This is a genomic window from Dactylosporangium sp. CA-152071, assembly GCF_050936335.1.
Lineage (GTDB): Bacteria > Actinomycetota > Actinomycetes > Mycobacteriales > Micromonosporaceae > Dactylosporangium > Dactylosporangium maewongense.
Genome location: NZ_JBNJMZ010000001.1, coordinates 4,450,317 through 4,467,344, shown reverse-complemented (window position 1 = coordinate 4,467,344; position 17,028 = coordinate 4,450,317). Strand labels below are relative to the sequence as shown.

15 protein-coding genes are annotated in these 17,028 nt (G+C 72.6%); 6 read left to right on the top strand and 9 right to left on the bottom strand.

What is annotated here, in order from left to right; translation table 11 throughout:
* Positions 1 to 5: 5 nt before the first annotated feature.
* From ACQEVZ_RS19930 to ACQEVZ_RS19920, 3 genes are read right to left on the bottom strand one after another with little or no spacing between them, the layout of a single operon-like run.
* Positions 6 to 2,018 carry a helicase-associated domain-containing protein gene (locus ACQEVZ_RS19930; protein ID WP_433368552.1) on the bottom strand — a complete coding sequence of 671 codons (2,013 nt, stop codon included), beginning with the start codon at positions 2,016 to 2,018 and terminating at the stop codon, positions 6 to 8.
* An 11-nt stretch (positions 2,019 to 2,029) separates the two neighbouring features.
* Positions 2,030 to 2,314, bottom strand: coding sequence for a hypothetical protein (locus tag ACQEVZ_RS19925; RefSeq protein WP_433368549.1), 285 nt, complete (start codon positions 2,312 to 2,314; stop codon positions 2,030 to 2,032).
* A complete protein-coding gene (locus ACQEVZ_RS19920; RefSeq protein WP_433368546.1) occupies positions 2,311 to 2,580 on the bottom strand; it encodes a hypothetical protein in 270 nt (89 codons plus the stop codon). The genes ACQEVZ_RS19925 and ACQEVZ_RS19920 overlap by 4 nt, the downstream gene beginning before the upstream one ends.
* A 204-nt stretch (positions 2,581 to 2,784) precedes the next feature.
* On the opposite strand from ACQEVZ_RS19920, the gene ACQEVZ_RS19915 reads away from it, so the two are divergent.
* Complete coding sequence (locus ACQEVZ_RS19915) at positions 2,785 to 3,429, top strand: LPXTG cell wall anchor domain-containing protein (protein ID WP_433368543.1); 645 nt, start codon at positions 2,785 to 2,787, stop codon at positions 3,427 to 3,429.
* Positions 3,430 to 3,487: 58 nt separating this feature from the next.
* Here the strand turns inward: ACQEVZ_RS19915 and ACQEVZ_RS19910 are convergent, their stop codons facing one another.
* From ACQEVZ_RS19910 to ACQEVZ_RS19895, 4 genes are read right to left on the bottom strand one after another with little or no spacing between them, the layout of a single operon-like run.
* On the bottom strand, positions 3,488 to 3,862 hold the full coding sequence (locus ACQEVZ_RS19910; RefSeq protein ID WP_433368541.1) for a nuclear transport factor 2 family protein: 375 nt from the start codon (positions 3,860 to 3,862) through the stop codon (positions 3,488 to 3,490).
* Between the two features lie 37 nt (positions 3,863 to 3,899).
* Positions 3,900 to 6,251 (bottom strand): heavy metal translocating P-type ATPase, encoded by a 2,352-nt coding sequence (locus ACQEVZ_RS19905; RefSeq protein ID WP_433368538.1) that lies wholly within the window; start codon positions 6,249 to 6,251, stop codon positions 3,900 to 3,902.
* Positions 6,238 to 7,110, bottom strand: coding sequence for a hypothetical protein (locus tag ACQEVZ_RS19900; RefSeq protein WP_433368535.1), 873 nt, complete (start codon positions 7,108 to 7,110; stop codon positions 6,238 to 6,240). The genes ACQEVZ_RS19905 and ACQEVZ_RS19900 overlap by 14 nt, the downstream gene beginning before the upstream one ends.
* Entirely contained in the window at positions 7,107 to 7,322 is a 216-nt protein-coding gene (locus ACQEVZ_RS19895) for a heavy-metal-associated domain-containing protein (protein ID WP_433368532.1), read from the bottom strand. Before ACQEVZ_RS19895 ends, ACQEVZ_RS19900 begins: the two co-directional genes overlap by 4 nt.
* Before the next feature lie 91 nt (positions 7,323 to 7,413).
* Here ACQEVZ_RS19895 and ACQEVZ_RS19890 point away from each other — a divergent pair, with 91 nt between their 5' ends.
* The 3 genes from ACQEVZ_RS19890 to ACQEVZ_RS19880 all read left to right on the top strand — a co-directional run bounded on the left by ACQEVZ_RS19890 (position 7,414) and on the right by ACQEVZ_RS19880 (position 11,814).
* Complete coding sequence (locus ACQEVZ_RS19890; RefSeq protein ID WP_344510398.1) at positions 7,414 to 7,707, top strand: metal-sensitive transcriptional regulator; 294 nt, start codon at positions 7,414 to 7,416, stop codon at positions 7,705 to 7,707.
* A 191-nt stretch (positions 7,708 to 7,898) separates the two neighbouring features.
* Positions 7,899 to 9,827: a discoidin domain-containing protein gene (locus tag ACQEVZ_RS19885; RefSeq protein WP_433368528.1), complete on the top strand. Its 1,929-nt coding sequence runs from the start codon at positions 7,899 to 7,901 to the stop codon at positions 9,825 to 9,827.
* A gap of 70 nt (positions 9,828 to 9,897) precedes the next feature.
* A complete protein-coding gene (locus ACQEVZ_RS19880; RefSeq protein WP_433368525.1) occupies positions 9,898 to 11,814 on the top strand; it encodes an RICIN domain-containing protein in 1,917 nt (638 codons plus the stop codon).
* A gap of 53 nt (positions 11,815 to 11,867) precedes the next feature.
* On the opposite strand, the gene ACQEVZ_RS19875 is transcribed toward ACQEVZ_RS19880, so the two are convergent.
* The gene (locus tag ACQEVZ_RS19875; protein WP_344510392.1) at positions 11,868 to 12,512 is read right to left on the bottom strand and encodes a response regulator transcription factor; all 645 of its coding nucleotides are present in this window, start codon (positions 12,510 to 12,512) and stop codon (positions 11,868 to 11,870) included.
* A gap of 62 nt (positions 12,513 to 12,574) precedes the next feature.
* The gene (locus ACQEVZ_RS19870; protein ID WP_433376870.1) at positions 12,575 to 13,492 is read right to left on the bottom strand and encodes a sensor histidine kinase; all 918 of its coding nucleotides are present in this window, start codon (positions 13,490 to 13,492) and stop codon (positions 12,575 to 12,577) included.
* Positions 13,493 to 13,690: 198 nt separating this feature from the next.
* Between ACQEVZ_RS19870 and ACQEVZ_RS19865 the strand changes: the two genes are divergently transcribed.
* Positions 13,691 to 14,413, top strand: a complete 723-nt coding sequence (locus ACQEVZ_RS19865; RefSeq protein ID WP_344510390.1) for an ABC transporter ATP-binding protein — start codon at positions 13,691 to 13,693, stop codon at positions 14,411 to 14,413.
* A gap of 235 nt (positions 14,414 to 14,648) precedes the next feature.
* Positions 14,649 to 16,973 carry an ABC transporter permease gene (locus ACQEVZ_RS19860; RefSeq protein ID WP_433368521.1) on the top strand — a complete coding sequence of 775 codons (2,325 nt, stop codon included), beginning with the start codon at positions 14,649 to 14,651 and terminating at the stop codon, positions 16,971 to 16,973.
* The last annotated feature ends 55 nt before the right edge of the window (positions 16,974 to 17,028 follow it).

Genomic DNA, 17,028 nt, shown 5'->3' with positions numbered 1-17,028 from the left:
TCACGCTAGTCGGCGTTGCGGTCAGGACCTGTCCTGAATCTGGTGATCTTGTCGAAGGCGATCGTGCCGTCGGCGTGCTCGCCCGCAGGGGCGTAGCCGGCCGCCCGCAGCGCCGCCAGGGTCTCCGCCACCGGCAGGACGCTGGCGTAGACGGTCGGGGCGAGCTCGGTCAGGCCCAGCCTGGCGAGGCTCTTCACCCGCGGCAGCTCCGCGAGCAGCGTCGGGTCGTCGCTGCGCAGCACGCACGCGACCGGGCGGACCCGCAGTGCCCCGTGCCGGCGGGCGAGGTCGGTGACCAGGTACTGCAGCGGCTGCGGGACCCGCCCGCCGGCCGCCGTCTCGCGCAGCGACGCGAGGAGCTCGTCGGCCGTCGCGCCGGTGTCGAACGCGCGGCGCACCGACGCCTCCGAGAAGCGCCAGGTGTGCCCGCCGCCGCGGGACTCCCGGTCGGCGGCGAGGTCGAGGAACGCGGCGAGCTGCGGCGCCGGCGCCCCGGTCGCGACGGCGGTCAGGTCGCTCTGCAGCAGCACCGTGCGCTGCGCGGCCGGGATGAGCCGCTCCAGCTCGGCTTGCAGCACGGGCCGCTGCGGGGTGCCGTCCAGGCCGGCCTCGGCGGCGAGGGCCCGGCACAGGGCGGTCGGCGCGTGCAGGGCGCCCAGCCCCATCAGCTCCAGCTCCCGCCACAGCATGGCCGTCGTCGGGTACGCCTCCTCGGCGTCCGCCCCGGTGAGCAGCGGCCGCATGTACATCTGCAGCGCGTTGACCCCGTCCAGCGACGGCAGCGCGTAGCCGCCCGGCAGGCCGTTGAGCAACGAGACGAGGCTGCGCCGCAGGATGCTCACGGCCTCGTCGCGCTCGGTCCGCAGCAGCACCGGCACCTGCGGGTCCAGCGGGATCGCGTCCATGACCAGCCAGGCGGTGAGCAGCTCGCCGTACTGCGCGGGCGGGTCGAGCTTCAACCAGTCGTCGTAGTACGCCGACGGCGCGATCCGGTTGTCCGTCACGCCGATCAGTCCGGTGACGGCGGCGAGCGTGAGCCACAGCCGCATGCCGGTCTCGTCGCCGCCGAGCGCCTTGCCGAGCCGGCGCAGCTCCCGCAGGCCGATCCCGCCGTCCTTCAGCATCGGCACCGGCGCCCGGCCGCACGCCTCCAGCAGGGCGGTGACGTGCGCGAGCGCGCCCCGGACTGCGGCGGCGCCGTCGCGCTCGACCATCTCGACGCTGACCTCGACCGGCACCTGCAGCGGCGGCGCCGGGTCGAAGTCGGCGCGGAAGCCCTCCCGCAGCACGACGCCGACCTCGCTCGGCAGCACCGCGGCCATGCCGACGGGGTTCCACATCAGCAGCCCGTGGTCGACCGCCCACCGCAGCGGCGTGGACCGGTTGGTGCGCAGCGCGCCCATCTGCCGCGGGTCGAAGAAGTACGGGTCGTCCTCGGCCAGCGACAGCAGCAGGTCCTTGGTGGCCTCCGGCGCCTGGGCGAACTTCGCGCGGACGGTCGCCGCGTCGGCGAGGGCGGCGCAGACCGCGCCGAGCAGCGACGTGCGGTCCCGGCCGACGGGCGCGTCGAGGTTGTACGCCATGCGCTGGAGCCGGTCCAGCGGCAGCTGCACGAGCTCCAGGCGGGCCGACGGGCCGAACCCGTAGCCGCCGACGATCACCTCGTGGATCGGCGCGGTGCGGATCCAGTCGCCGTCGGGCCAGGCCAGCGCGTGCCACTCCAGCCGTCCCAGCACCATGCCGAGGTCGGCGTCGTGCCCGGCCACGCCCAGCAGCCCGGCGAGGTCGGCGCGGCGGGTGCCGGCGGCACGCAGCGACAGCGCCTCGGCGACCTGCAGCTCCGGCAGGCTGAGCGCGGCGACCGTCGCCGTCACCGTGGCGGGCTCCAGCAGCAGCGCCGCGAACTCCTTGACGGCCTTCGCCCCGCGCGGCGCCGGCCCGTCGGGCAGGTGGACGGCGGCGAGCTCGGCCAGCCGCGGCTCGGGCAGGCCGGACAGGAAGTCGAGCATCGTCCTCATGGCGACCATCATCAGCGTCGCGGGTGCGCCACGAAAAATCTCCACAGCGTGTCGGTCGCCCCGATCTGCCCCGGCGCCTTGAGCTCGCCCACGGTCGCGCCGAACCACGCGTGTGCACCGCCGTCGATGACGTAGGCCTGCACGTCGCTGCCGTCCCCGCATCGCGTCGTCGTCCCGTGTACGCCCGGTGCCGGGCTCGTCTCTTTTGGTGCCTCGCAGCCGAGGCGCTTGCGCCAGGTGTCGACGCCGGTCGTGAAGGTGGCGGCCTGCGGGTCTGCGGCGCCGATGAGGGTCACCACCGACACCGGGGCCGCCGGCCGGTAGTCCGCCGCCTCGGTCCGGGTCTGTGGTGCAGCGCGACGACCGCGGGCATGGCGCGCGCCGGGTCGTACCCCGGCGGCACGTGGAGCTGGAACGTGCGCTCCTTGTCACCGACGGTGACGGTCAGGGTGTGGTCGCCCTTGCCTTGTGCCGCCGTCGCGGCCGGCGTCGCCGGCGGTGCGTCCTTTGTGGAGCAGGCGGTGAGCATGATCAGCGCGAGCGGTGCGTAACCCCGTCTCATGCCTCGTCAGCGTAAGGGTGGTAGCGCATCTCCACCTGCCCGATCGCCCTCTGTCACGGCGAATTTCATCGATTAAAAGTATTTTCCCGGATGAATCGCCCAAACCCGGACCAGTTCCAAATTTCCTGCCCCACAACGGCTGTCGCTCCCGCCCGCCTTGGTCTTATGTTGTCGGACGTCAAGTTTCGTAAGGTTGGAGTCGTCGTGGAAAACACGCTGTTCAGGAGGGTCGCGATCGGCACCGCCGCCGCGACCGCGGCCGTTGGGCTATCGACCATGTTCGCTTCGCCCGCCAGCGCGCACGCATCGGGGGCGTCCGGCTCCGCCGAGTGCGTTTCCGTCGGCGGCAAGTACGAGGTCACCTGGAAGCTGACCAACGACTACAACGCGATCGTCACGCTCAGTGATCTCAAGCTGGTGCTCGACCAGAACGCCACGACCGTCCTGTCGACCACCCAGGTCCCCACGACGATCGCCGCCAGCACCGGCAACCCGCTCACCCAGGTCTCGTTCACCTCGGTCGTCGAGCGCCCCGCCACCAAGGTCAAGATCACGTACAAGGCCAAGTGGGCCGACGGCTTCGGCGCCGACGTCGCGAGCGGCTGGGTGTCGCTGACCGGCCCGTGCCCGTCGCCCTCCCCGTCGCCGTCGAAGTCCGCCACCCCGTCGCCGACCCCGTCCGCCTCGAAGCCGGCGACGCCGTCCGCGTCCCCCAGCCCGAGCCTGCCGGTGACCGGATCCAGCAGCACGCTGCCCCTGGTCGGCACGGGCGCCGCCCTCGTGGTTGGTGGCGCCGCCCTGGTCGCCACCCTGCGCCGCCGTCGGCGGGTCACCTTCACCGCCGAGTAGCCCATGACGTGGGAAGGGGAGCCTCCGGGCTCCCCCTTCCCGTTCGTCGCGGCGTCTTTCAGAGCGTGAAGTAGTCGCGCAGGTGGGCGATCCGGCCGTCGCGGACGCGGAAGATCTGGACCAGGGACATGCCGCCCGCGCCGGTGAACGCGGTGTCGATCTCGGCGATGAAGACGTCCGGGTCGGCGGTGGCGTGCAGGACGTAGCGCGACCGTGCGACGTCGACGGCGGGGGTTGGGGCGGCCGGTCTTGCGTACCAGGCGGCCATGCCGGCGCGGATCGCGTCGCGGCCCTCGAGACGGTGTGGGTACGGGCCGGCGGGCGGCACGAGCGGCGCCTCGAGGATGCCGTCGGGGGTGAAGAGGGCGGCCAGGGCGTCCGGGTCCCGGGAGAGCGCGCCGGCGTGGATGTAGCGCTGGAAGAGTTGCTCCATTCTCAATCGTAACCGGGCACACGGGGCGTGTGCCCGGTCAGCTCGCCGAGGAGGGTGTCCCGGCGGGCCGGGCCGGGGCGAAGCGGCGCAGGCGCAGGCTGTTCGCGACGACGAAGGCCGAGCTCAGCGCCATGGCGCCGCCGGCGATCATCGGGTTGAGCAGGCCCGCGGCGGCGAGGGGGACCGCGGCGATGTTGTAGGCGAACGCCCAGAACAGGTTGCCCTTGATCGTGGCCAGGGTGCGCCGGGCGAGGCGGATCGCGTCGGGGACGGCGGTCAGGTCGCCGCGGACCAGGGTGAGGTCGCCGGCCTCGATCGCGGCGTCGGTGCCGGTGCCCATCGACAGGCCCAGGTCGGCCTGGGCGAGGGCGGCGGCGTCGTTGACCCCGTCGCCGACCATCGCCACGACGCGGCCCTCGGCCTGGAGGCGGCGGACGACGTCGAGCTTGCCGGCGGGTAGGACCTCCGCGATGACCTCGTCGATGCCGACCTCCGCGGCCACCGCGTGCGCCACTGGGGCGGCGTCGCCGGTGAGGAGGACGGGGCGGAGCCCGAGGTCGCGGATCCGGCGTACGGCGGCGGCCGACGACGGCTTGACGGTGTCACCGACCTCGATCAACCCCCGCACGGCCCCGTCCCAGCCGACGCCGACGACCGTCCCGGCCGAAGGCGCCCGGTCCGCCACTCTGGATGGCGCAGTGTCCGTCGCAGTGTCCGTCGCGGGGGAGGCCATGACGGCCGTCGCGGTGGCGGGTACGGCGGCCGTTGCAGTGGAAGGGGTGGCGGCCGTCCTGGTGGGAGGCGCGGTGGGAGGCGCGGTGGGAGGCGCGGCATCGGAGAACGGCGTCAGGCCTTGTGCGGCCAGGAACGACGGGCGGCCGACCCAGACGGTCCGGTCCTCGACGATGCCGCTGACCCCGTGGCCGGCGTGGCTGGAGAACGACGCGACGGCCGGCCGGGCCGAGGCCGGCACCGCGGCCGCGACGGCGCGCGCGATCGGGTGCTCGGAGGCGTGCTCGACCGCGGCGGCGAGCCGCAGCGAGGACGGGTCGCCGTGGACCGACAGGACGGACATGCGGCCGGTGGTGACGGTGCCGGTCTTGTCGAGCAGGACGGTGTCGACGCGACGGGTCGACTCGAGGACCTCCGGGCCGCGGATCAGGATGCCCAGCTGGGCGCCGCGCCCGGTGCCGACGAGCAGGGCCGTCGGCGTCGCCAGGCCGAGCGCGCAGGGGCAGGCGATGATCAGCACCGCGACCGCCGCGGTGAACGCCGAGGCCGCCGAGCCGCCGGTGCCGAGCCAGAAGCCGAGCGTGCCCACGGCGAGGGCGATCACGATCGGCACGAACACGCCGGCGACCCGGTCGGCGAGGCGCTGCACGTCGGCCTTGCCGCTCTGCGCCTCCTCGACGAGCCGCGCCATCTGGGACAGCTGCGTGTCGGCGCCGGTCCGGCTCACCCGCACGACCAGGCGCCCGGACGTGTTGACGCAGCCGCCGACGACCGGGTCGCCCGGGCCGAGGTCGACGGGCAGCGGCTCGCCGGTGAGCATGCTGACGTCGACCGCGGACGTGCCGTCGAGCACGACGCCGTCGGCGGCGACCTTCTCGCCGGGCCGGACGAGGATCGTGTCGCCGACGGCCAGCCGGTCGACGGGCGCGCGGTGCTCGGTGCCGTCGGCCGCCAGTACCGCGGCATCCTTGGCACCGAGGGAGAGCAGCGCGCGCAGTGCGGCCCCGGCCCGGCGCTTGGCGCGCGCCTCGAAGTAGCGGCCGGCCAGGATGAACACCGTCACCCCGGCGGCGACCTCCAGGTAGATCGCGTCGGCACCGGCCGAGCGGGAGACCGTGAGCTCGAACGGGTGCCGCATGCCGGGCCGGCCCGCGTCGCCGAGGAACAGCGCGTAGAGCGACCAGAGGAACGCCGCCGCGGTGCCGACCGACACGAGCGTGTCCATCGTCGCCGCGCCGTGCCGCAGGTTGCGCAGCGCCGCCCGGTGAAACGGCCAGGCGCCCCACACGACGACCGGCGCCGCGAGCGTCAGCGACGCCCACTGCCACGACTCGAACTGCCACGCCGGCACCATCGCCAGCAGGATCACCGGCACCGCGAGCGCCGCGCTGACCAGCAGCCGCTGCCGCGCCTCGGCGAGCGGGTCGGTTTCTTGTGAGGGCGCCGGCGCCGCAGGAACAGCGGCCGTGTAGCCGGTCTGCTCGACCGTGGCGATCAGGTCCGCCACCACCAGCGTCGGCGGGAAGACGACCCGTGCCTTCTCGGTGGCGTAGTTGACGGTCGCCGACACGCCGTCGAGCCGGTTCAGCTTCTTCTCGATCCGCGCCGCGCACGCCGCGCACGTCATGCCGCCGATGGTGAGCTCAGTTGTGGGCATGCCCGCCCCCGATCGCGGTCACGGTGAACTCCGCGGTGTGCACCGCGCCGCCGTGCTGGAACTGGAAGTACAGCCGGTGGGTCCCCGAAGCGGCGCCCTCGACCGCGAACCTGACCTCCGGTCCGCCGCCCGCGGGGCCGGTGGGGTGGACGTGCAGGTAGGCGAGGTCCCGTTCGGCTATCGCCACGAGGTGCCCGGCCGCCCCGAGATACGGCTGCAGGTCGGTGACCGGCCGCCCGTCCCGCTCGACCCGCAGGGCGACGCCGTCGTGGGTGTCGATGCGGACCGTGTACCCGTCGACGGCCGCGCTCGCGGAAGGCGGCGGCAGCGGCTCCGAGTGCGGCGCGCCGGGCACGGCGAGATCCGCCGTCAGGACGGTCGCCGCCGCGCCGGTCTCGGTGAAGTCGAAGTACGCCCGCCACGGCCCGCCGTCAGGCAGCGCCAGCGCCGCCCGCCAGGTCCCGTCCGCGTCCATGACCGGGTGCACGTGCTGGAACCCGGAGAGGTCCCGGCGCACCACGATCAGATGCAGCGGCTTCTCGTGCACCGTCGCGAACCCGGTGACCGTCCGACCCCCGGCTCCAGCGATCTTGAAGCTGATGCCGCCGCTGTGCGGGTCGACCGCCACCGAATAGCCATGAGCGGCGGGGCCGGACTGACCGGTGCCGGTCGGCGTTGCGGCCGGTCCGCCGTGGCCACCGTGCCCGGCGCCCGGATCGCCGCCGGCCTCCGGATGCGCCATGTCACCGGCCGGCTCGGCGACGGCGTCGGGCCCGGCCAGCCGGCCCACCCCGAACGCCGCCCCGAACACCACCGCCAGGACCGCGCCGAACGTGGCGAGCCGGGCAGGCGTGTTCATGCCCTGAGCCCGACCACTTCGTAGCCGGCCTCGTCGACGGCGACGGCGACGGCCTGCTCGTCGGCGGGTCCGTCGCTGGTCACCGTCACGGCACCGGCCTCCAGGTCGACCCGGACGTCCGTGACCCCGGGCACCTTCCCGACCTCGGTGCTGACCGCCTGCACGCAGTGCCCGCAGGTCATCCCCTTGACGGCGTAGGTCGTGGTGCTCATGTCGGCTCCTCCTGGTACGGATCGGGATACCCCCCACGGGTACCTGGCAAACGTAGCATACCCCCAGGGGGTGTGCGCTAGGATGGGTGACATGACCACCGCCACGCCTCGCGGGTACACCGCCACGAAGGACCAGCTCCAGGGCCGGCTGCGCCGCATCGAGGGTCAGGTCCGCGGCGTGGGGAAGATGGTCGACGAGGACCGCTACTGCATCGACGTGCTGACGCAGATCAGCGCCATCCAGGCGGCCCTCGACAAGGTCGCCCTCGGCCTGCTCGACGACCACGCCCGGCACTGCATGCAGCACGGCGCCGAGGAGGGCAAGGGCGAGGAGATGGCCACCGAGATGATGGCCGCCGTCGGCCGCCTCCTCCGCCGCGGTTGAGCGCTCCCGCGCCGCTTCTGTTTCATCCATGCGTTACATCGGGTAGCCAACCTGTCGATCTCACGGCCCGGGCCGAACGCGTCAAGCGCTTGAACTGCTCTTGACAATCGGTGCGGGCCGATGCTGTGCTGTCCTCCGCTTAGTTACATTGATGTTTCATTTGTTACATCGGTAGCTCCGGGAGAGACGCGATGCCACGACAGGTGTTACGGCTGGTGGCGGCCGGTGCCGCCGTCGCCGTCGGATTGACAGGATTCACGCAGGCGCAGGCCGGTGAGGCCGCTCCGTCGGCGCGGGTGTGGGTGACGACCGTCGACCAGACGGAGCTCATGCACGAGCGGGCCCCGATCGCCTTCACGAAGGCGGCAGCCGGCAACCCGAACGTCACGATCACCGTGGACCCCAGCCGCGAGTACCAGACCATGGACGGCTTCGGGGCGTCGATCACCGACTCCTCGGCCGCCGTGCTGTACCGGCTGAGCGCCACCGAACGCGACAAGGCCATGCGCGCCCTGTTCGACCCGGCCAAGGGCGACGGCGTGAGCTTCCTGCGCCAGCCGATCGGCTCGTCGGACTTCACCGCCGCGAGCAGCCACTACTCGCTCGACGACGTGCCGGCCGGGCAGAAGGACTGGACGCTGTCGAAGTTCAGCATCGCCCGCGACCAGGCGCAGATCCTGCCGCTGCTGCGCCGGGCGAAGCAGCTCAACCCCCAGCTGAAGATCATGGCGACGCCGTGGAGCCCGCCGGCCTGGATGAAGGCCAACGACTCGCTTGTCGGCGGTTCGCTCATCGACGACCCGAAGATCTACGCCGTGTACGCCGCGTATCTGACCCGCTTCGTCCTCGCGTACACCGCCGCCGGGGTGCCGATCGACTACATCACGGTGCAGAACGAGCCGCAGAACGGCGGCGTCAACGGCTACCCGACGACCGCCATGCGGGTCGCCCAGGAGGCCAAGGTCATCGAGATCCTCGGCCCGCTGCTGCGGCTCTTCAGCCCGCGGACGAAGATCATCGGGTACGACCACAACTGGGCCACCCACCCCAACGACGTCGTCAACGTCCCGCCGGGGCAGGACCCTGAGACGGACTACCCGTACCAGCTGCTGCGCAGCCCCGCCGCGAAGTGGCTCGCCGGCACCGCGTACCACTGCTACTACGGCGAACCGGCCGCGCAGACCGCACTGCACGACGCGTTCCCGACCAAGGGCATCTGGTTCACCGAGTGCTCCGGCTCGCACGGCGCGAACGACACGCCGGCGCAGTTCTTCCGCGACACGCTCAAGTGGCACGCCCGGACGATCGCCATCGGCACCACCCGCAACTGGGCGAAGTCCGCGGTCAACTGGAACATCGCGCTCGACTCGACGAACGGCCCGCACCTCGGCGGCTGTGACACGTGCACCGGCCTGATCACCGTCCAGCCGGACGGCACGTTCACCACCAACGCCGAGTACTACACGATCGGGCACCTGTCCCGCTTCGTGAAGCCCGGCGCCGTGCGGATCGCCAGCACCTCGTTCGGCACCACCGGCTGGAACGGCCAGATCATGGACGTCGCGTTCCGCAACCCCGACGGCTCCACGGCGCTGGTCGTGCACAACGAGAACGACGACCCCCGCACGTTCACCGTCGCGGCGGGCGACCGCACCTTCGACTACACGCTGCCCGGCGGCTCGCTCGCCACGTTCACCTGGCCCCGCAACCGGGTGTTCGACGACGGCCTCAAGCTGCTGTCGCTGAAGGGCGCCACCGCCACGTCGCTGCCAGCCTCGGCCTCGGCTGACGCGAAGCTGGCCGTGGACGAGGACGCCTCGACCCGTTGGTCCGCCGGCCAGGCGCAGGAGCCGGGCCAGTACCTGCAGGTCGACCTCGGCAACCGGACCAGCTTCCGCCGGGTCGCCATCGACAGCGGCGGCAGTGTCGGCGACTACGCCCGCTCGTGGGAGCTCTCCGTCAGTGACGACGGCACCTCCTGGCGCGTCGTCGCCTCCGGTACGGGCACCGGCCAGCTCACCAACGTGGACGTGCAGGCCCGCGCCCGCTACGTGCGGGTGACGAACACGGGCAGCAGCGGCAGCTGGTGGAGTCTCGCCGACATCCGCCTGTACGCGTAGATGCCGGACCGGGGTGGGGCCCCGCCCGCCCCACCCCGGTCCTTTCCCCAACCCCCAGAAGGGACCCGCCATGTCCTCTCGGAAACGGCTCCTGGCGACGTGCGCCGCCGGCGCGCTGCTCGCCACCGGCGCCGCGCTCGTGGTCACCCAGGCGTCGCCCGCCCTCGCCGCCACCGACGCGAGCGTCTGGCTCACCACGCCGGACCGCGCCAACCAGCTCACGAAGAAGGCCGACGTCGCGTTCGGCACCGCGGGCAGCGGCTCGACGATCACCGTCAACGCCGGCACCACGTACCAGTCGATGGTCGGCTTCGGCGCGTCGTTCACCGACTCGTCCGCCAACCTGATCTACAACTCGTCGGCCCGCAACAGCATCATGAACGCGCTGTTCAACCCGTCGAGCGGGATCGGCCTGAGCTTCCTGCGCCAGCCGCTGGGCGCGTCGGACTTCTCGCTGAACTTCTACACGTACGACGACGGCAGCGCCGACCCGAGCCTGTCGCGGTTCTCGATCGCGCACGACCAGGCGTACATCCTCCCGCTGCTCACCCAGGCCCGTTCGCTGAACCCGCAGCTGTCCACGATGGTCGTGCCGTGGAGCGCGCCGGCCTGGATGAAGACCAACAACAACCTGGTCGGCGGGTCGCTGAGCACCAACTACGAGGGCACCTTCGCCGACTACCTGGTGAAGTCCGTCCAGGCGTACCAGGCGGCGGGCGTGCCGGTGCAGTACCTCAGCGTGCAGAACGAGCCGCAGTTCTCCCCGCCCGGCTACCCCGGCATGCTGATGTCGGCGTCGCAGCAGGCCGCGATCATCAACAACCTCGCGCCGAAGCTGTCCTCGGCCGGCCTCGGCACGAAGATCCTCGCCTGGGACCACAACTGGGACAACACGTCCTTCCCGCAGCAGGTCCTCGCCGCGACCGGCAACAACACCGCCGGCACCGCCTGGCACTGCTACGGCGGCAACCCCAGCGGGCAGAGCACCGTGCGCAACGCCTACCCGAACAAGGACATCTTCTTCACCGAGTGCTCCGGCACCGAGTCGGGCAACACGGCCAACACGTTCGCCGACTCGCTGCTGTGGCAGGGGCGCAACCTCGCCATCGGCGCCACCCGCAACTGGGCGAAGACCGTGACCATGTGGAACATGGCGCTCAACCCGTCGCACGGTCCCGTCATCGGCAGCTGCACCAACTGCATGGGCGTCGTCACCGTCAACGGCGGGAGCGTCACGTACAACGCCGAGTACTACGTGCTGGGGCACCTGGCGAAGTTCGTCAAGCCCGGCGCGGTCCGCGTCGACTCGACCAACTACGGCCAGGGTGGCATCGAGAACGTCGCCTTCCGCAACCCCGACGGCTCCATCGTGCTCGTCGCGGTGAACTCCGGCGGCGCCCAGAACTTCCAGGTCTCCTTCGGCGGCGCGTCCTTCGGCTACAACCTGCCCGCCGGCTCCATGGCGACGTTCACCTGGCCCGGCGGCCCGGTCACCCCGACCTCGCAGCCGCCGACCTCGCAGCCGCCGGCCACCTCGATCGACCCCACCAAGTGGTACCAGGTGATCAACACCAACAGCGGCAAGTGCCTCGACGACGCCGGCTGGGGCACCGCCAACGGCACCGCCCTGCAGCAGTGGGCGTGCGGCGCGGCCGGCGCGACCAACCAGCAGTGGCAGTTCCGGCCCACCAGCAACGGCTACTACCAGGTCGTCAACCGTTACGCGCCGAGCCTGGTCTGGGACGTCAGCGGCGGCACCGGCTCCACGGGCGACGGCACGCAGGTGCACCTGTGGTCCTACGGCGGCGCCACCAACCAGCAGTGGCTGCCGGCGTCGCTCGGCGGTGGGAACTTCCGCTTCACCGCCCGCAACAGCGGCAAGTGCCTCGACGTCCGTGACGTCTCCACCGCCGACGGCGCGCTGCTGCAGCAGTGGTCGTGCACCGGCGGCGCGGCGCAGTCGTTCCGCCTGGTCGCCCAGGCCTGACCCCGTCCGATCCGGGTGGTCGTCGCCGCTTCTCCAGGCGGCGACCATCCCGGCTAGGTGTCCGGGTCGCCGGGTGTGATCAGGCCGCTCTCGTACGCCACGACCACCGCCTGGGCACGGTCGCGCAGCGCCAGCTTGGTGAAGATCCTCGCCACGTGGGTCTTGACGGTCGCCTCGGCGAGGAACAGGGCCGCGGCCAGCTCGGCGTTGGACATGCCGCGCCCGATCAGCGTCAGGACCTCGCGCTCGCGCGGCGTCAGCCCGGTGATCGTGGCGTCGGTCTTCGGCGCGACGTCTTCCTGGTTGGCGAAGCGCTCCACCAGCCGCCGCGTGATGGACGGGGCGAGCAGCGCGTCACCGGTGCCGACGAGCCGGACCGCGTTGGCGAGATGGTCGGCGGTCACGTCCTTCAGCAGGAACCCGCTGGCACCGATCCGCAGGGCGGCGTACACGTACCGGTCGAGGTCGAACGTCGTCAGCATCAGCACGCGGCACTCCGGCCGGCGCTCCAGGATCCGCCGGGTCGCCTCCAGCCCGTCCATACCGGGCATGCGGATGTCCATCAGCACGACATCCGGCTCCAGCGCCGCGGCGACCTGCACCGCCTCCGCCCCGTCGGCGGCCTCCCCGACGACGTCGATGCCCCGGGCGGTCAGGATGAGGCGGAACCCGGTGCGGATCAGCTCCTGGTCATCCACCACGAGCACCCGCGGGTGTCCTGCGCTCTTGGAAGGCCCTGCGTTCACGGGGGGTTCTGCGTTCACGGGGGGTCCAACGGGATACGGGCCCGGACGCGGTAGCCGCCGCCGAGCCGCCTGCGGGCGTCGAGGTCGCCGCCGTACACCGCCACCCTGGCCCGCAGCCCGGTCAGGCCACGCCCGGTGGTCTTGGCGGGTTTCTCGGCAGGACCCGCCTTCAGCACGCTCGGGCCGGTGTTGAGGACCTCCACCCGCAGCGAACGGTCCGCATACCGCACCGTCACCTCCGCCTTGCCGCCGTCGCCGTACTTCAGCGCGTTCGTCAGGCCCTCCTGCACGATCCGGTACGCGGTCAGGTCCACTCCTGCCGGCAGTGGCCGCGGCTCGCCCGAGATGCGGACCTCGACCGGCAGCCCGGCGAACGCGACCCGGTCCACCAGCGCCGACAGCCGGCTCAGGCTCGGCTGCGGCTCCAGGTCGTGGCCTCTGGTGCCGTACTGGTCCATGACGCCGTTCTGGCTCTTGGCACTGCCCTGGCTCGCGGCGCTGTTCTGGCTTTTTGCGTTGTTCTGGCTCGTGGCGCCCTTCTGGCTCGTGGTGCTGTTCTGGCTCGTGGCACCGTGCTGGTCGTGGGCGCTCGCCTGGCTCGTGGCGCCGTCCTGGCCGTCGGCGTCGGGTGCGAGCAGGCCCAACAGGTGGCGCAGCTCGGTCAGGGCGCCGCGGCCGGCGTCCTGCACGGCCCGCAGCGCGGTCGCCGCCTCATCGGGCATCGTGTCGAGCACCTCCCTGGCCGCGGACGCCTGCACGACCATGACGCTGACCGTGTGGCTGACGATGTCGTGCAGCTCCCTGGCTATCCTGGCCCGCTCGGCGCCGACCGCGGCCCGCGCGGCCGCCTCCCGCTCCCGCTCCAGCAGCCAGCCCCGCTCGCCGAGCGCCGCCGCGAGCCGTTTCCTGGTCCTCAGCAGCGCCGTCAGCAGGACCGCGGCGGCGGCGCACGCGCACACCAGCGCGATGCCGAGCCAGGTCGCCGCTGAGGTCCACACCCGCCCACCTTGGCAGACGCGGCGCTCGTGCCGCATCGGCCAGGTGACCTACGCCCACGGTATGACCGCCCGCGCGGTGGGTGGACCCGTGGAAGGACGCGCCACGGCCGTGCCCGCTCTACGTTGCTTGGCATGAGTGGTGATGGGGACCGGGTCGTGGTGCGGCTCGACGGCGTGCGCAAGGAGTATGGCGACACGACCGCGCTCGACGGGGTGACGCTGGAGATCCGGGCGGGCGAGGCCGTCGCAGTCATGGGCCCGTCCGGCTGCGGCAAGTCCACGCTGCTCAACATGATCGCCGGGCTGGACCGCCCGACGGCCGGCGGCGTCACCGTCCACGACGAGGACCTGGGCCGGCTCACCGAGACCGGGCTCGCGCTCTTCCGCCGCAAGCGCATCGGCATGGTCTTCCAGTTCTTCAACCTGCTCGACGACCTGCCCGCGCTGGAGAATGTGGCCCTCGCCGCCCAGCTCACCGGGGTGTCCGCGAGGCAGGCCCGGCGGCGCGCGCTGGAGCTGTTCGACGAGCTCGGCATCGCCGACCGCCGCAATGCCTACCCTGCCGTGCTCAGCGGCGGCGAGCGGCAGCGGGTGGCGGTGGCCCGCGCCTTGATGAACCGGCCGGCCCTCCTGCTCGCCGACGAGCCCACGGGCGCCCTCGACAGCCACGCCGGCGAGCAGGTGATGGACCTGCTGCTCGACCTCAACCAGATCGGCCAGACCCTCCTGCTCGTCACCCACGACGAGCGCATGGCTGAACGCTGCGCCAGCCGGGTCGTCTCCCTCGCCGACGGCCGCGTCGTCGGCGAGCGCAGCCTGTCCCTCGACGGCCGCGGACTGGAGCGCACCCCGTGACCGCCCCGAAGCGCAGCGGAGAGGCACGAGCCGGAATCGCAGCCGCCGACTCGGCCCGGCGCCCGATCGTGTTTGCCGGCTCGCCTCGGCGCCGGATCGTAGTCGCCGGTTCGGGCCAGCACCGGATCGCAGTTGCCGGCTCGCGTCGGCGCCCGACCGGAGTTGCCGGCTCGGGCCGGCGCCGGATCGTGGTTGCGGGCTCGCGTCGGCGACGGATCGCGGCGGAGGTGACGGCATGAGCGCCGTCTGGCGGGCCGCGCGGGCCGCCGTGCGCCGGCGCCGGCTGCAGACGTTCGTCATCGGCATCGTCGTGCTGTTCTCCGCCGCTACCCTCGTGGTCGCGCTGCGACTGCTGGACGCGTCGACGGCACCGTTCGAGCGGGTCTTCGCCGACCAGGCCGGTGCCCACGTCGTCGCCGTCTACGAGCCCGGCTCCGCCGGCGCCACGCCCACCGCACCGCCGGCCGGCACCACGGCGGCCGCCGGGCCGTTCGAGCAGGCGGTGCTGGCCGCGCCGACCGACGGCGCCCCGTTACACCTGCCCGACTCGATCACCGTCGTCGGCCGGGCCGACCCCGCCGGGCCGGTCGACCGGGTCGAGCTGTGGGACGGCCGCTGGGCGACCGCACCCGGCGAGATCGTGGTGGCGGACCTCCCGCCGGCGGCCGGTTACCACCCGCCGTCGCTGGTCGGGTCCGTGATCCAGCTGCGGGGCGCGCCGCCGCTCACGGTCGTCGGTTTCGGTTACAGCGTCAGCCGGACCGCCGACGCATGGGTCGCCCCCGCGCAGATGGCGCAGCTGCACCCGACCGCCGTCCAGATGCTGTACCGGCTGCCCGGCGAGCCGACCGAGCCGGCCGTCGACGCGTTCACCGCCGCGCTGCCGTCCGACGGCCTGCTCGCCACCAGCTCCTACCTGGTGATCAAGGAAGCGGTGAAGGCAGGTCCGGGTGCCTACGTGCCGTTCCTGATCGTCTTCGGGCTCCTCGGGCTGTTCGTCGCCGTCCTGGTCGTCGCCAACGTCGTCAGCGGGGCGGTCGTTTCCGGATACCGGCACATCGGAGTCCTCAAGGCCATCGGCTTCACCCCGGCGCAGGTCGTCGGCGTGTATCTGACGATGGTGTCCGTGCCGGCGGTGGTCGGCGGCGGGCTCGGCATCATCGGGGGCGAGTTCGCCGCACGGCCACTGCTGACGAACGCCTTCCAGGGCCTCGGCTTCCACGGCGACGTGGGCAACGGGCTGCGCGTGCAGATCGCCGCGCTCGCCGGGATCCTCCTCGTGGTGCTGCTCGCCGCGCTGCTGCCGGCGTTGCGGGCCCGGCGGCTCCCGGCCGCCGAGGCGATCAGCGCCGGCAGCGCTCCCCGCACCGGCCGGGGGCTGCGGGTGCAGCGGTGGTTGAGCGGGGTCCGGCTGCCGCGCTCGGTGAGCCTCGGGCTGGGCCTGCCCTTCGCCCGGCCGGCCCGCACCGCCCTGACCGTCGCCGCGGTCGTGCTCGGCGTGACGACCGTGACGTTCGCGAGTGGTCTCGCCAGCACCGTCTCGAGGTATTCGAGCATCGCCGACCGCAACGAGACGGCCCCGATCGCGGTCCGGCCAGGCAACCCGCGGTTTCAGCAGGCGACGACCACCCGCTCCGACGAGGACATCGAGCGGCTGCTGCGGTCGCTGCCCGGCACCCGACACGTGACCGCCATGCTCGGGATCGACGTCACCGTCGCCGGGCAGACCCAGGCGGTCCCGGTGGACTTCCTGCGCGGCGACCACGACGAGGTGGGGTTGAAGGAGGCCATCGTCGCCGGACGGTGGCTGCGCGCCCTCGGCGAGATCGTCGTGCCCTCGGCGCTGCTGCACGAGCGCGGCATCCACCTCGGCGACCGGCTCACGATCGAGCTCGACGGCCACCGCACCGAGGTGACCGTCGTCGGCGAGACCATGAGCGCCGCCGTCGGCGGCCCCGCCCTGATCACGACCTGGGAGACCCTGCAGCGGCTCGGCCCGCAGCAGCCGATCCCCAACCACGAGGTCATGTACGAGATCTCGCTCCTGCCGGGCACCGACATCCCCGCGTACCTCGCCTCCGTCCGCGCCGCCGACCCCGGCCTCGCCGCGTGGAGCAACGTGGGCGTCAACTCGTTCACGGTCTCGATGATCAGCCTGTCGACCGCGCTGTCGCTGATGCTCGGCGTCGTGGCCGCCTTGAGTGTTCTCAACACCGTCCTGCTCAACGTCCGCGAACGCCGCCGCGACCTCGGCATGCTCAAGTCCATCGGCATGACCCCCCGCCAGGTGGTCGTGATGACGGTGACGTCCATGGCCGGCCTCGGCCTCCTCGGCGGGCTCGTCGGCGTCCCCACCGGCGTCCTCGCCCACCGTCTCGTCGTCCCCATGGCAACCCGCGCCGCGAAGGTGGACATCCCACTGGCCCTGCTCAACGTCTGGCAGCCGGCCACCCTGCTGCTCCTGGCCCTCGCCGGCGCCGCGATCGCCGTCCTCGGCGCCCTCGTCCCGGCCCGCGCCGCCGCCCGTCTCACCATCGCCGAGGTCCTCCACACTGAATAACACCCGCCCACCCCGCTTCCACCTCCGCTCGTTCTCCCCGCCACGTTGCCCGCCT